Source organism: Bradyrhizobium sp. CCBAU 21365, from assembly GCF_015291305.1.
GTDB classification, from domain to species: domain Bacteria; phylum Pseudomonadota; class Alphaproteobacteria; order Rhizobiales; family Xanthobacteraceae; genus Bradyrhizobium; species Bradyrhizobium elkanii.
On the sequence record NZ_CP030036.1, the window covers coordinates 5,645,102 to 5,659,378 of the forward strand.

The 14,277-nt window shown below is 65.9% G+C and carries 14 protein-coding genes and 1 pseudogene; 4 read left to right on the top strand and 11 right to left on the bottom strand.

Annotation, left to right across the window (positions count from 1 at the left end; all coding sequences use genetic code 11):
• Positions 1–26 precede the first annotated feature (26 nt).
• The gene (locus XI02_RS26465) at positions 27–428 is read left to right on the top strand and encodes a DUF4260 domain-containing protein (protein ID WP_016840011.1); all 402 of its coding nucleotides are present in this window, start codon (positions 27–29) and stop codon (positions 426–428) included.
• Here the strand turns inward: XI02_RS26465 and XI02_RS26470 are convergent.
• On the bottom strand, positions 421–1,221 hold the full coding sequence (locus XI02_RS26470) for a PilZ domain-containing protein (RefSeq protein WP_018272107.1): 801 nt from the start codon (positions 1,219–1,221) through the stop codon (positions 421–423). The two genes, XI02_RS26465 and XI02_RS26470, sit on opposite strands and share 8 nt — an antisense overlap.
• A 148-nt stretch (positions 1,222–1,369) precedes the next feature.
• Positions 1,370–2,233 (bottom strand): DMT family transporter, encoded by an 864-nt coding sequence (locus tag XI02_RS26475; protein ID WP_018272108.1) that lies wholly within the window; start codon positions 2,231–2,233, stop codon positions 1,370–1,372.
• 366 nt (positions 2,234–2,599) lie between these two features.
• On the opposite strand from XI02_RS26475, the gene XI02_RS26480 reads away from it, so the two are divergent.
• Positions 2,600–3,955 carry a PLP-dependent aminotransferase family protein gene (locus tag XI02_RS26480; protein ID WP_018272109.1) on the top strand — a complete coding sequence of 452 codons (1,356 nt, stop codon included), beginning with the start codon at positions 2,600–2,602 and terminating at the stop codon, positions 3,953–3,955.
• Between the two features lie 24 nt (positions 3,956–3,979).
• Here the strand turns inward: XI02_RS26480 and XI02_RS26485 are convergent, their stop codons facing one another.
• The 5 genes from XI02_RS26485 to XI02_RS26505 all read right to left on the bottom strand — a co-directional run bounded on the left by XI02_RS26485 (position 3,980) and on the right by XI02_RS26505 (position 8,352).
• On the bottom strand, positions 3,980–4,636 hold the full coding sequence (locus XI02_RS26485; protein WP_016840007.1) for a carboxymuconolactone decarboxylase family protein: 657 nt from the start codon (positions 4,634–4,636) through the stop codon (positions 3,980–3,982).
• 80 nt (positions 4,637–4,716) lie between these two features.
• On the bottom strand, positions 4,717–5,526 hold the full coding sequence (gene blaOXA / locus XI02_RS26490) for a class D beta-lactamase (protein WP_018272110.1): 810 nt from the start codon (positions 5,524–5,526) through the stop codon (positions 4,717–4,719).
• Between the two features lie 132 nt (positions 5,527–5,658).
• Complete coding sequence (locus XI02_RS26495) at positions 5,659–5,922, bottom strand: EscU/YscU/HrcU family type III secretion system export apparatus switch protein (protein WP_016840005.1); 264 nt, start codon at positions 5,920–5,922, stop codon at positions 5,659–5,661.
• Complete coding sequence (locus XI02_RS26500; RefSeq protein ID WP_018272111.1) at positions 5,919–7,502, bottom strand: flagellar hook-length control protein FliK; 1,584 nt, start codon at positions 7,500–7,502, stop codon at positions 5,919–5,921. The genes XI02_RS26495 and XI02_RS26500 overlap by 4 nt, the downstream gene beginning before the upstream one ends.
• A gap of 64 nt (positions 7,503–7,566) precedes the next feature.
• Complete coding sequence (locus XI02_RS26505; RefSeq protein WP_018272112.1) at positions 7,567–8,352, bottom strand: ATP12 family chaperone protein; 786 nt, start codon at positions 8,350–8,352, stop codon at positions 7,567–7,569.
• A gap of 70 nt (positions 8,353–8,422) precedes the next feature.
• Between XI02_RS26505 and XI02_RS26510 the strand changes: the two genes are divergently transcribed.
• Positions 8,423–8,878: a hypothetical protein gene (locus tag XI02_RS26510; RefSeq protein WP_018272113.1), complete on the top strand. Its 456-nt coding sequence runs from the start codon at positions 8,423–8,425 to the stop codon at positions 8,876–8,878.
• Positions 8,879–8,993: 115 nt separating this feature from the next.
• Here the strand turns inward: XI02_RS26510 and XI02_RS26515 are convergent, their stop codons facing one another.
• Positions 8,994–10,301, bottom strand: a complete 1,308-nt coding sequence (locus XI02_RS26515; RefSeq protein ID WP_018272114.1) for an amidohydrolase family protein — start codon at positions 10,299–10,301, stop codon at positions 8,994–8,996.
• A 216-nt stretch (positions 10,302–10,517) separates the two neighbouring features.
• Between XI02_RS26515 and XI02_RS46425 the strand changes: the two genes are divergently transcribed.
• Positions 10,518–10,601 (top strand): hypothetical protein, encoded by an 84-nt coding sequence (locus XI02_RS46425; RefSeq protein ID WP_369527355.1) that lies wholly within the window; start codon positions 10,518–10,520, stop codon positions 10,599–10,601.
• 49 nt (positions 10,602–10,650) lie between these two features.
• Here XI02_RS46425 and XI02_RS46430 read toward each other — a convergent pair.
• From XI02_RS46430 to glsA, 3 genes and pseudogenes are all read right to left on the bottom strand, one after another.
• Positions 10,651–11,289, bottom strand: a pseudogene (locus XI02_RS46430) (HdeD family acid-resistance protein); the annotation flags it as partial.
• 177 nt (positions 11,290–11,466) lie between these two features.
• Positions 11,467–13,119, bottom strand: a complete 1,653-nt coding sequence (locus tag XI02_RS26525; RefSeq protein WP_026192889.1) for an MFS transporter — start codon at positions 13,117–13,119, stop codon at positions 11,467–11,469.
• 71 nt (positions 13,120–13,190) lie between these two features.
• Positions 13,191–14,189 (bottom strand): glutaminase A, encoded by a 999-nt coding sequence (gene glsA, locus XI02_RS26530; protein WP_018272117.1) that lies wholly within the window; start codon positions 14,187–14,189, stop codon positions 13,191–13,193.
• Positions 14,190–14,277 lie beyond the last annotated feature (88 nt).

The window sequence follows — 14,277 nt, forward strand, 5'->3', positions numbered from 1 at the left end:
ATTTTCCGACATCTGGGGAGACAGTGATGACCGATACGACCACGGCCGAGACCGGTGCCGCGACCGGTGGGGTGCGCACCCTGCTCCGGCTGGAGGGCCTGGTGCTGTTCCTCGGCATGACCGTGCTCTACTACAAGTGGGAGGGTTCCTGGCTGGTCTACGTCCTGCTGTTCCTGGTGCCGGACATCAGCTTCGCCGCTTACTTGATCAGCCCGCGGGTCGGCGCCATCGCCTACAACGCCGCGCACACCTATCTGGCACCGGTGGCGCTGATGACGCTGGGCTTTGCCGGCGAAGGACCGCTGGTGCTCTCGATCGCGATGATCTGGCTCGCCCATATCGGGATCGACCGCGCGCTCGGCTACGGGCTGAAATATTCTGTTGGTTTTGGCTTCACCCATCTCGGGCGGATCGGGAAGCTCAGCTGAACTGGACGCCGATCCGGCCCTTCCTGCGCCAGACGACGCGGCAGCGCCGCTCGGTCGCTTCCATCTCCAGCACGAGGCGGAAACTGTCGGGGATCGCGGCAGGATCGGTCGCCTCGACCGCGGCGCCGGTCGCGGAGAGGTTGCGGACGATGCAGGTCATGCTGCGCCGGGCGAAGCTGAGCCGCGCCGCCCGCGCGACGTTGCGCCTGACGGCCCTGCGCTGGTCGCCGGCGGCCTCGCTGGTCGCGCCGGTCGAGAAGCCGGAACGGATCCTGCCCTCCAGCCGGACCTCGCTGTGCATGTCGAAATGCTTGAGAATGCGGGGCCTGCTTCCGACCACAGTCAATTGCAGCGACGCCAGCAGATGCTCGACCTTGAGGCCATTGCCGAACGGCAGCAGCAGCCGCTCGCAATCAACCTGCCGGTCACTGGCATCGACAGTCGAGAACACCATGTAGACCGCGCAGCCGCTCGCGGCGCATTCCTTCGCCGGCCTGAGCGTGATGCGCCGGAGCGACATCGGGACGACCTGCTCCATGGTCTTCCCGGCCCAGGCGGAATTGAACGCCTCGGCGACGTTCTCGCCCTGATACATCGCGCGGAACTTGCGCAGGCGGCCCTCGCCTTCGACAGCCCATGCCACGAGTTGCCGGGGATCGTGCATCGCCGGATCCGGCCTCAGCTCGGCAAAAGCGGGAAATGGCCGGCCGGCGGCCAATTGATCCCACTCTTCCAGCAGTGCGCGCTGGCTTGCCGACCTGATCGCATCAGGCGCAATGAACCTGAAGGTCATCTGCCCCTCTCCTGTCGCGTCAGCGCGCAAGGTGGGCAACTCCACTTAAGGATCGCTGAAACCCGATCCGTAACAGTGCGGGACCCCGCGGCGGGCGGGATGAATTACCACTTGGCATGGTTAGCATCCGCTTTACAGTTCGACCGAGTCACGCGAAGCGGCGCGCGAACACCACGCAGGCGACGACCAGCATGGTCGCCGCGATCATCGACCAGGCCACCTGCTCATGCAGCAGCAGGCCGGCCAGCGCGAGGCCGAAGAACGGCTGCAGCAGCTGCAATTGGCCGACGCTGGCGATGCCGCCGATCGCAAGCCCGCGATACCAGAACACGAAGCCGACCAGCATGCTGAAGATCGAGACATAGGCGAGCCCGAGCCAGGCCGGCGCGCCGATGCCCTGCCAGCTCGGCGGCAGCGTCATGATCGTCATCACGAACACCACCGGCGCCGACAGCACCAGCGCCCAGGAGATCACCTGCCAGCCGCCGAGCCGCCGCGACAGCGCAGCCCCCTCGGCATAGCCGAGGCCGCAGACGATGATGGCGGCGACCATCAGGAGGTCGCCGGTCAGCGACGCCGATCCGTCGCTCGACAAGGCGAACGCGCCGACCGTCGCGCTGCCGACGCAGGAGAACAGCCAGAATAGCGGCTGCGGTCGCTCGCCACCGCGCAGCACGCCGAACACGGCGGTCGACAGCGGCAGCAGCCCGATGAACACGATCGAATGCGCCGAGGTGATGTGCTGGAGCGCGAGCGCGGTGAGCAGCGGAAAGCCGATCACGACGCCGAGTGCTACGATGGTCAGCGACACCAGGTCCTTGCGCTTCGGCCAAGGCTGCCGCAGCACCGCCAGCAGCGCGGCGCCGAGCAGCGCCGCGATCGCCGCCCGCGCCGAAGTCAAAAACAGCGGCGAGAACCCGGCGACGGCCACGCGGGTGGCCGGCAGCGAGCCGCTGAAGATAATCACGCCGAGCAAGCCGCTGCCCCAGCCGTCGATCGAAGCCTTGTCCATTGTACCTCACCTTCGGGGCGCGTCGCGAGATGAGGTCGAGCCGCGAACTGCTCCCTCTCCCGCTTGCGGGGGAGGGTTGGGGTGGGGGTTTCTCCACGAAGAGGCTATCTCTATGTGACAAGAGCCCCCACCCGCATCGCATCTTCGATGCGATGCGACCTCCCCCGCAAGCGGGAGAGGTGCAGCGAGATTGCGGCCGGACCGATTCAACCGAATCTCACGCGGCCTTCGCCGCGAACATAGCCGGCGAAGGCTCGCCAAGGCAGCTACAGATCAGTACAATACCGCAAAACTGTATGGGCAAAGGTAGGCATACACTTGCAACAGCAATCCGATGCACCAAAGGCGACGCGGACGACCGACGTGATGAACGCGATCCGCGCCAAGGTGGCGAGCCGCGCGCTGGTCGCCGACGACCGCCTGCCCTCGATCCGCGGCCTGGCCGCGACCATGGGCGTGTCGCCCTCCACCGTCGTCGAGGCCTATGACCGCCTCGTCGCCGAGGGCCTGATCCGGGCCCGGCCCGGCTCCGGCTTCTATGTCTCGTCCGCGGCGCTGCCGCCGCTCGCGCTCGCCAAGGACCAGCCGCAGCGCGACCGCGCGGTGGATCCGTTCTGGGTGTCGCGGCAATCGCTCGATGCCGAGACCGGCGCGCTCAAGCCCGGTTGCGGCTGGCTGCCGGCCGAGTGGATGCCGACCGAAGCGCTGCGGCGCGCATTGCGCGGCCTGGCGCGGGCCGACGACGCCGTGCTCTCCGACTATGGCGCGACGCGCGGCTCGCTCGCGCTGCGGCGGATCCTGATGGCGCGGTTTGCCGATGAGGGCCTCGAGGTGCCGCCCGAGCAGCTTTTGCTGACCGCGTCCGGCACGCAGGCGATCGACCTCGTCTGCCGCTTCCTGCTGCGGCCGGGCGACACCGTGCTGGTCGACGATCCCTGCTACTTCAATTTCCGCGCGCTGCTGCGCGCGCATCAGGTTCGCATCGTCGGCGTGCCCTACACCGCGTCGGGCCCCGATGTCGCGAGCTTCGAGGCGACGCTCGCCGCCGAGCGGCCGCGGCTCTATGTCACCAACTCGGCGCTGCATAATCCGACCGGTGCGACGCTGTCGCCGCAGACCGCGCACCGCGTGCTGAATGCCGCGACAGCCTATGACCTCACCATCGTCGAGGACGACATCTTTGCGGACTTCGAGCCTGAGCCTTCGGCGCGGCTCGCCGCGCTCGATGGCCTGAGCCGCGTGATCCGGATCGGCAGCTTCTCCAAGACGCTGTCGGCATCGGTGCGCTGCGGCTTCATCGCCGCGCGCGCGGACTGGATCGAGGATCTCGTCGATCTCCAGGTCGCGACCGGTTTCGGCGGCCCGAGCGCGGTCGCGACCGAGATCATCGCCAGCGTGCTGTCGAGCGGCTTCTATCGCAAGCATGTCGAGGAGTTGCGCCGGCGCCTTGCCCGCGCCCGCCGCGACGTCGGCGACAAATTGCAGCGCATCGGCGTCACCCCCTGGCTGATGCCGCGCGGCGGCTTCTATCTGTGGTGCCACCTGCCCGACGGGTGCGACTCCGCCGACGTGGCGCGCGCCGCGCTTGCCGACAACATCGTGCTGGCACCGGGCAATGTGTTCAGCGCCTCGCAGACGGCGGCCGCCTTCATGCGCTTCAACGTCGCGCAATGCCGCGACCCGAAGCTGATGCCGACCTTGCAACGGGCGATCGGGCGGTAATTCACACCCGATCGCCACCGCGCCCTATTTCTCGCCGACCTTGAACGGCTCCTCCTTGCCCGGCGGCACCGTTTCCTCCGCCATCGCCAGGATCATCGCCACCATCACGTAATTGCCGGCGACCGCGGTGAGGTCGACGATCTGCTGATCGTTGAAGATCTTCTTGGCGCGCGCAAAGGTCTCGTCGGAGACTTTCTTGGTCGTGGTCAGCTCGGTGACGAAGTCGTACACGACGGCCTCGTCGTCGGCCATCTTCGACGGCCGGTTGCCGGCCTTCAGCTCGGCGATCACATCGGGCGGCAGGCCGGCCTTGGCGGCGAGCGGCGCGTGCGCGAACCACTCGACCTGCGAGCGCCACTGCCGGCCGATGATCAGGATCGCGAACTCATTCAGCCGTGTCGGCACCGAGGTCTGCCAGCGCAGATAATAGAACAGATCATAGAGCCGCTGGCCGAGCACCGGGCTCCGGATCATCGGATTGTAGGGCCCGCCGATGCCGACGCTCGACACCTTCATGATCTGCTCGCCGAGCGGTTTTTGCAGGTCGCTGAGCTGCTCCATCGTGAGCTGCGGGAAGCGCGGCTCCTTGCTGGTGGCCGGCGCCGAAAACACCGTCGCCGCGAGCCAGCCGCCGGCCGCGGCCAGCGTGAGTGACGAGAGCCAGACTGTTGCCGAATGCATGATTCCTCCGCTTGATTTTATCGGAGGATGCTAGTCGAGCTACGAAGCGCCAGCCAGCGATGAACACGCAGGTCAGGTCATCACAGCGCGACGATATCGATGAGGCATTGCTGCGTGACGCTCATCCGCGCGTCGATCTGCGCCTGGGTCTTGCAGTCCATGTTCATCGCGAACACCGTGACGTCGGTGCCCTTCTCGGCCCAGCCGACCAGCCAGCCGAGCGAGCCGTGCTCCTTGTCGGTGAGGCCGGTCTTGGCGCGAATGACGGCGTCGCCGACTTTCGTGACGGGGAGAATGTCGCACACCAGCTGCTGGCTGCGCTTGCCGACCGGCAGCACGCCACGGCGCAGCCGGTCGAGGAAATCGATCTGCTGCACCGGATCGATGCGCAAATTACCCGACACCCAGAACTGGTCGATGCCGCCGCCGATGTCGCGGTTGCCGTAGTCGATGATGTCGACATACTTCTTCATCCGCTCCTCGCCGATGCGGCGGGCGATCTCCTGGAACACCGGAAAGGCCGATACTGCCAGCGCGGAACGCAGCGTGTGATCCCTGTTCCAGGCCTCGATGCTCCGGGTTGTGCCGTCCCACTTGAACACATCCTTGTCGGGATCCTGCACCACGCCGCTCTCGAGCGCGATCAGCGCGTTCGGGATCTTGAAGGTCGAGGCCGGCAATTTGCCCTCGCCCGAGCGGACCTTGTCGCTGGCGATGATCAGGTAGTCCTCGATCTTGTAGCCGACGAATGTGCCTTCAGTTCCGAGATCGAAGAACCGTTTTTGCAGCTGCTCGCGAAACTCGCTGCGCTGGTAGGACACGTTGGCGAAGCTGCGTGACGGCAGGATCGTAGCAGCAAGCAGACCGAGCGCATGGCGGCGATGGATCACGACAAGTCCTGGGCAGGTTCGGGTTGACGACGATGGTGGATGCCATCGTGGTGAAAGGATGGCAACAAGACTCGCTTGTTTGTCGCGTTTTCTTCACGCGAGCCGGTGCGCACTTCGCTTGAAACGCGCCCGTTACCGCGCCCGGCCCGACATCCGCAGCACGAACACCAGCACCTCGGCGACGGCCTTGTAGAGCTCGGCCGGAATCTCGTCGCCGAGCTCGACATTGGAGAGCGCGCCGGCCAGCACCTCGTTCTCCTCGATCGGGATGTCGTTGGCCTTGGCGACCTCGATGATCCTGGCGCCGATCGCGCCCTTGCCTTTTGCCACCACGCGCGGCGCGCCGGCGTGGTCGTAATGCAGTGCGACCGCGAGCTGGTTGTTGGCCTCGCTCATGATGCGCGGTCCAGGAAATGGCCGGCGCGCGCCGGCGCGGGTTGCGGCGGGCTGCCGTCGCGGATCTCGATGTCGCCTGGCGTGAGCTCGGCTCTGGTCAGCGCCTGGCTCAGTTCGGACGCGCCGGCGCGCAGCTGCGCGGCGGTCGACGGACGCTCGGCCCACATCCGCACCGAGGTGCGCTCGCCGTTCAGCGAGACCAGCGCGTGCACCGGGCCGGCCGGCTCGACATCGAGCGTGAAGCGCGCGCGCCACACCCGCTTGGCCGCCTCGACCTCATTGCCGCCGCCGTCGCGGGAAATCTCGAACTGCGCCATCGCCGTGCCCTGCTGGGTCAGGAACGGGATCTCGAAATTCCAGCGCGGCACCATGGCGTCGAGCTGCGGACGCGCGATGTCGGCGCGATCCGGCAGCGAGGCGACCTGCAGCAGCGTCTGCCGCGCCAGTGCGGCGTCGGTGTTTTCCAACAGGCGATGCGCGACGGTTGTGAGCGGCGTGCCAGGGGCAATCGACGGCTCCGCAACGGCCTGGGCCGACGGCAGCGCGCCATGAAACGGCGGTGGCGGCCCGTTGCCGCGTGCGGGCACATCACCGGGCAGCATCTCCCTCGGCGCGACGCCCTGCCGTGCCGGGTTGCCGAGCTCGTGCAGCGCTTCCTGAATGAGATTAAGCGCGCCGCCCGATGACGGGCCGGTGTCGAGCGCATCCGCGAGCGCGCCGGCGAGCCCCGTGGCGCCGCCGCGGGCGATATCCTCGGCGACCGGCACGCGCGCCTGCGGCAGCAGGATCTCCTGAACGTCGAGGTCGGGCGTGGCCGGCGGCAAGATGCTCGGCGCCGTGCCTATATTGGGCAGCGCGGGCTGCTGCAGCGGTGTGGCCGCGGGCTTGGCCGCATCACCGGCGCCGAGCGAGCTCAGCGCCTGGCGCAGCACGATCAGCGCAGCCTTCAGATCCGGCGCGCTGCCGGCCGCCGGCGGGACGCCCGCAGCCAGCGTCGCCTCGAACAGCAGGCCGGATTTCTGCAAGCCGGCCTTGACCGCATCGCCGCTCAAATTCTCGTCGAGCCCGGTCTGCTGCGCCAGCACTTGTGCGATCGCAGCCTGCAGCTTCGGCGGCAGATTGGCCGAAGCAACCGCGGCGAGATTGGCAAACAGCGGCGCCTGGCTGCCCTGCACCGCCGCCGCATTCTGTGCCGCAGCCGTGATGGTGACGCGCTCGAGCGGCGTCAGCACAGCCTTCGGTGCCGTGGCGACGGGCTGGGCGGCATCGGTGGCGTCGGACGCTGCCGGCGACAGCCGTGCGGCGTCGCCGGTGTCCGGGCCCTGCCCGACCAGCTGCAGGCGGATTCCGTCATTGGTCTGCGACACCGCAAGCTGCAGGTTCTGACCCTGCTGCAGCGGCACCTCGGTCTGGACGTCGATCGACAGGCTCGCGATCGCGATCCGCACCAGATCGGCGGACAGCACTTTCAGCACCAGCGCGTTGACGACGCTGCCGGCCTCGAGCGTGAGATCAGGCGCAACGCTGTCCGCCTGCTTCGAGGCGAGCACCGGCAGCACGGGATTGATGGCGAGTGCCATGTCGGAGGTCTCGGCCAGGCGCGAGGAACGTGCCGCAGGCTAGCCCGGCGCCGTAAACCCCTCGTTAACCGGCAGAGGGCTTGAGCTCCCTCAGCACGCCGGCAGCCGCCTTGAAATCGAGCTGGCGGGCGGCGCGGCGAGCGGCGACCTCCTCGTCGACACCCCATTTCTCGATGTTCCAGTCCTCGTCGACATGGGCGGCGGCCCAGACCTGGTCCTCGTCGCGGACACCGTGCGCCAGCGCCAGCGCGAGCAGTGCCGAGCCGGTCAGCGTCGTCACCACATGGAGCGCGGCGACCGACCATGGGTCGGTCGGGAACGCCGCCCGCGCCGCCTTGATCGCAGGCTCGGGCTGCCCGATATGCATGACGCCCTCGGCCATCACGAAATGGGCGCCGAGCGCGTCAGCGGCCCAGAACAGGATCGGATCCCAATGCCGGGCCTCGCGCGCCACCAGCGTTTCGGGATGCCCGGCGCGATAGAACAAGAGGTCGCTGCCGAGGAACTTGGCCGCATCGTCGGCCACCTCGTCGACGCGATCGATCACCCCCTCGATCACGCTGTTGGCAAGCCGCGTCAGCGGCATGGTCATGGGATCGATGGTCTCGCCCTGCGCATTCCATTCCGCCGCCACCGTGTCCGCAATGGCCCGCGTCGGCACCGCGATCGGCTTGCCGGACGGCGAGCGGATCGCCTTGCCGTCGAGCGTGATCGAAAATCCGCCGTCGGCCTCCGCGACGCCGGCGCTGGTGTAGAACCGCTTGCGCTGGGGCGTGCGGATGTGGCGCCGCACCGCCTCCTGCGGATCGAACGGAGATTGTTCTGGGACATCGTCGAAAAGTTCGCGCATCGCGCCGGCCGGCTTTCGTTCGGAAGGATTTCCCTGCAAGATATGTCAGGGGCAACGGCAAATAAAGCTGATGGGACGCGTCAATATCCTCGCGGGTTTCTCGCTCGTTGCGGCCGCCCTGGGCGCCGCCACCGCCGACGCCGGGTTCCGCACACCGGAATCGCTGATCCGCAACGTCTACGCCCATTATGGGCGAGGCAGCGCCGAATATTCCAACGGCCTGCCGCGTGACGAGGAAACCGCTCGCCGATTCTTCGATCCCACCCTGCGCGGTGCCTGGACCGCGCTGGACGATGCGCCCTACGATTTTCTGGTGCAAAGCCCGACCTGGCGGCTCGGCCCAATCTCGATCGCAATCCCGCGCCGGCAGTTCGACAAGACCGACGTAACGGTGACGTTCGACAATGAAGGCCGCGCCGTCACGCTCAACTTCATCGTCGTCAACGGTCCCGACGGCTGGGTGATTTCGGATGTCGAGAGCCAGCACGATTCCTTGCGGACGTTTCTGACGCAGTTTCGGCGGTAGCAGACTGCCTTTGCCCTTCCGGCGATCGCTGCTCCACCGGCCAACGTCGGCAGCCATATCGGCTACAAGCCGATGCTTTGACGCTGCCGCTTGCCCACCTTGTGATCATGTCCGCCTACTTGTTCCGGTCACCACCAAGAAGATTCTTGTAGACCTTTCCATCCTTCATGATGACCAGGAAGTTCTTTGCCGGATCTTCGATCAGCTTGATGTTGTCGATCGGATTGCCTTCGACCAGCAGAAGGTCGGCGAGCGCACCTTCCTCCACCACGCCCAGCTTGCCCGAATATGGATTTCGAAGCCCGGACAGAGCAAGCAATTCGGCATTCGTCGATGTCGCCATGATGAGCGCTTCAGCCGGCGTGTACCATCGCGTGAGGGCAGTCAGCATGGCGCCTTGCCGGTCAGCGAGCGCTTGCGAGAACAAGACGTCGGTACCGAAGGCCGTCTTCAACTTGTACTTCTTGGCAAAGCCGTAGACCCTGTCGGTGCCGGCAACGACCTGCCGCATCTTGTCCTGCTCCGCAGGCCCAAGGGCACTTGCGCCCGACAGATCGAGGAAGGGCTGTGTGCTCAGCCAAATTCCCTTCTCGGCCATCAGGCGGGCCGACGCGTCGTCCATCAAATGACCGTGCTCGATGCACTTGACCCCCGCTGCGATCGATCGCTGGATCGCGACCGAGGTATAGGCGTGTACGGCGACATAGGTACCCCAGTTCTCGGCAGCATCCACCGCGGCACGCAACTCCGGTTCAGTAAACGTGGACACGTCGAGCGGACTGAACGGCGACGCCACCCCACCGCCCGCCGTGAGCTTGACCTGCGTCGCCCCCTGCATGAGTTGCTCGCGCGCGCGGACGCGGACTTCATCCGGGCTGTCCGCGACCATGGCGCCACCAATCCTCTCCATGCGGCTGAGCATGCCGCCGATCGTTCTGGGCAGATCGGACAGCTGCCGGAAGTCGCCATGGCCGCCGGTGATGGTGATCATGGCACCGGATGGGTAGATGCGAGGACCGACGACGAGACCCTCGTCGATCGCCCGCTTGAGGGAAAAGGCCGGCCCGCCCATGTCGCGAATGGTGGTGAAGCCTCGCATGAGCGTCGCCGTTGCCTCGGCGGCCGCAAGAAGATTGGTGTAGCCGACGTCGCTGGCCATCACGGCCGCCGGCGTCGGGCGTACCAGCAACGCATGCCAATGCGCGTCGATCAGCCCGGGCATCAGCACCCGTCCATCGCCGGCGATCACCTGCGCGTCGGCCGTGATCGCCGCAGTCGAAATCTTCTCGATCTTGTTGTTCCGGATCAGCACATTGGACGGCCCGGACAGCGCGCCATTCTTGCCATCGAAAATGCGTACATTCTGGAACAGCACGCCACCATCCTGCTGAGCCTGCGCCGGCCGCGAGGCGACGAGGCTCATCGCAATCGACGCAACCAGCGCCGAAACCCTGACGCTCTTCCTCAAACCCGACATGTCCACTCTCCGCCGATGGCGCATCGCGCGAGACCTTCATTGATCTCGCTGTGCGCGAGGGACCGACCTGATTTCAGCTATTGGTGAGAGTTCTGCTGCTCCCTGGAGGATCGACGGCCTATTGAGCCGCTCTGGCGGCAGGCTGCAAAGCGTAGCTCAGCCATCCGATGCCATGGGACAACAGATCGATCCCCAGCAGCAGCCCGAGCACCCACAGCCCGGTGGCCGGAAATCCCGTCAGAATGACGAGGCCGGCCAGGACGCCAAACAGACCGGACGCCAGCATGATCCAGCCGGACTGCTGCCAATGGCCGATGCCGACCAGCATGCGCACAATCCCGGAGACCAAAAGCATGAGACCGAGGGCATAGGTCAGGAGCAGCGCACTCGCCACCGGCTGGCTGAGCAGGACGATTCCGCAGGCGAGGTAGAGCACTCCGAGCAGAAGCTGCCACACGAATCCACCCCAGCCCTTGGTCCAGAAGGCGTGCAGGATTTCGAACCCGCCGGCAACGATGGCGGTCCAGCCGATAAAGATGGCGCTGATCACGGTGAAAAGCACGACGTCTCCCAGAACCAGAAGGCCCGCGGCGATCATGACGAGGCCGAGCAGAACGCAGACCCATAAAGGCGGGCCAGGCAGCCCGCGGAGCATCGTGGAACTGTTCTCATAGGTAGCCATGTCGTCCTCCCTGATCCCAGGCAGCCATGGCACGGTCGCGCGTTCCAGGCCGCGCCACTCGAGCTGCCGAAGCTTGTGCCTGACGTCACCACCGCCATCCGCAGCGGCGGCGACCTCTGTGCCACCAACAGGTCCAGCGGCGCCGGCGATGCCAGCGGCGGCGTGGTGGCGGAGGACGCGGGCGCGGTGGTGGCCGGGCGACGACCATATGAAGCGGCCGCTCCGGATCATCCGTCTTCGCCACGAGGGCATCTTCAGGGGCCAGCGGCAGCGCTTTGGCCGCTTGCGTCAGCAAGCCTGTTCCGAGACCAACAGCAGCGACGCCGCCGAGCATTTTCCGGAGCACGATCCGACGGTCGAGTTCATCCATATCCGGCACCTCGTTTGTTGTGCAGAGACCTTGCTGCTCAGCGGCGGCCAGCATCCCGATCAGGCCGATCGCTCGCGTTCGCCGGTCGCTCCGTCGTCCGGTATTTCGCCCGGCCGGTAATTCGGCAACCGTCCCGCCGGAATGACAGCAAGCAGTGCGAGGCCGGCCATGATCAACAATCCGATCTTCAAAGCGCGCAGGCGCGCTTCGGTGTTGACCCGGACGGCTTCCTCGACCTGCTGCGGCGTACCGCTCGTGCCTTCGAGCACACTGCGCAGCCGGTCATTGCTGACGAAGGTGATGTTGCTGAGGTCAACCTGGCTCTGAAGCTCGTTGGTCAGCACCGGACTGGCCGCGATCCTGCCGAGCGCGATCGTGCTCAAAAGACCGACCAGCAGAGCTCCGGCCACCGCGGTGCCGACGGCAGCCGCCAGATTCTGCGTGGTTCCGCGCAAAGACCCGACATCCCCGGCCAACGCCTTGGGCGAAGCCGTGACCAGAACGTTGAACAGCAGTGTCACCAGCGAGCCCTGGCCAATGCCGAACAGCACGAGGCCAAGGAGAACGGGAATCTCGCTCCAGTCGTTGCGCACGACGAAGGCGAGCCACAGCAACGCAACGGTGCAGAGGCCGAAGCCAAAGCGTCCGATCTGGCGGGGCGTCAGTTTGTCGTAGAGATTGACGATCAGCATCGCCGAGAGAAAGACGGTCAGATTGAACGGCATCATCGCGATCGCCGTCGCGATTGGCGAGCGTCCCTGCACGATCTGAATGTAGAGCGGCACCGTGAAGTTCAGCGCGGCCTCGAGCGCCACGACCGCGAATAATGCGTAGACCGCACACCTCTCCTCCGGCGAGTCGATCACCTCCAACGCCAGCAGGGGCGTCTTCTCCGCGGACTGTTGCCGATGCGTCCACATCAGGAATGCCTGCCCGAGCACGGTGCCGAGCACGATCAGGATCGGCGCCGGCGAGACGCCCAGCAAGTCAAACGGCGCGTTGGGGGTCGCCAGGATCACCCCCCAACCGTTCAGATTATTGAATCCGAAGCTGATGAAAATGATTGCGCTCGCAGCTAGAGCGACGCCGATCAGATCGATCTGGACATCCGCGCGACCGTGGTCGGGCCGCAAGCGAAAACTCAGAGCGAAAGCGATCGCCGAGGCGACGATGAGAATTGCAAACGCCGGGCGCCAGCCGATATAGGTGCCGAGCAACCCACCGACGACAAATGCCAGCACGCCGGCGGCGGCCCTTGCCGAACCCAGCGCACCAAGGGCGCTCGCCTGCTGGCGTCCAGCATAGTTCTCGGCAATCAGCGCGACGAGCGAGGGCACGATCACCGCGCCCGCAGCGCCGCAAAGCGCCTGAGCGGAAATCATGACGGAGGCCGTGGGGCTGAACGTCATCGCGATCTGCGCTATCAGAAAAAGCACGACGGCACCGCGAAATACCTGCACCGCCCCGAACCTTTGGGCGAGCTTGGCGCCAAGCATCACGAACCCGGCCACGAGCATCGAGTAAGCCACGATTCCGGTCGCGACCGTGGTCGGCGGCACGCCGAAGCTGGCCACCATTCCCCCCATCGCAACCGGCAACGACGCGACGTTGAACGACATGATCATCTGGCCGACCGCAATCGCAATCATGGGCACCCATGATGCGCGCTCTTCCTGTTGAATGTCGCCGATCGAGATCGCTTGCGTTGCCATCGCGTCCTCCAACCTGCCTGGTGTTGCGATCGATCGAGCGACAGCTCCACCGATCCTCACAGCATCTGGTTTCACTCGTCCGGTTGGGACACGAACAGATCCATGCCCAGTCTCTGCGACAGGAACTTCGCGGCGAGCTGCCCTCGCACGCTGTTGCCGGCCGCATCCAGTGGCGGCCCGAAAGTGCCGAATCCACCCTTTCCCGGAGACACCGCGACGATACCGCCACCGATGCCGCTTTTGCCGGGCAGACCGATGTCGTACAGCCAGTCGCCCGACGTCTCATACAGTCCGGCCGTGACCATGACGGCCAATGCATAGTGGCACACGGCCGCATCGACCACCCGCTGCCGGGTCACCGGATTCACGCCACCATCGGCCAGCGTCGCCCCCATCACGGCCAGGTCCCTGGCGCTCACGTTCAGCGAACACTGCCGGGTGTAGAGATCGGTCGCCTGCCTGGCGTCGCAGTAGATCCGGTCGTAGCTCTCCAGCAGCCGCGCAATGCTTCGGTTGCGAAAATTGGTCTTGGATGCCGATGCGTAGACTTCCTCGTTGAGCGAAAGCTTGCGGCCCGCGAAGCGCGAGAGGCCGTCATGGATGAACCGCCATTGCTCTTCCGCGCTCGAACCCGGCACGAGGCTTGTGGTCGCGATCGCGCCTGCGTTCACCATCGGGTTGGTGCGCCCGGCGCCATGCTCGATCGCCGCCAGCGAATTGAACGGCAGCCCGGTCGCGTTCGCGCCCAGTCTTGCGCGAGCCTCTTCAGGGCCGATGGCCTCGCACACCAATGCGAATACGAATGGCTTCGATACACTCATGATCGAGAATTCGTATTCGATATCGCCGGCGCCGTAGACGCGCCCGCTGGTACCGGCCACGCAGACGCCGAACAGTTCACTCGGCACCCTGGCCAGGGCCGGATAAACCTGCGAATTGGTCCCTTCGCTGTTCGGCTTGAAGCGCAGATGCGCTTGAGACACGAGCTCCTGCACCATCTCGGGCTTGGGCAAGTGCCCAGTCGAGATGTAGGGCCGCTCCGCTTGTTCCGCGATCGAAGGCGGCCACATTGGCACTCCTTCCGGATTTCGACCTTATTGCATCAGGTCTTCTAGTCGGCAACCAGAAGTAGGCTCCCAAAAAACCGCGGAGTCAACG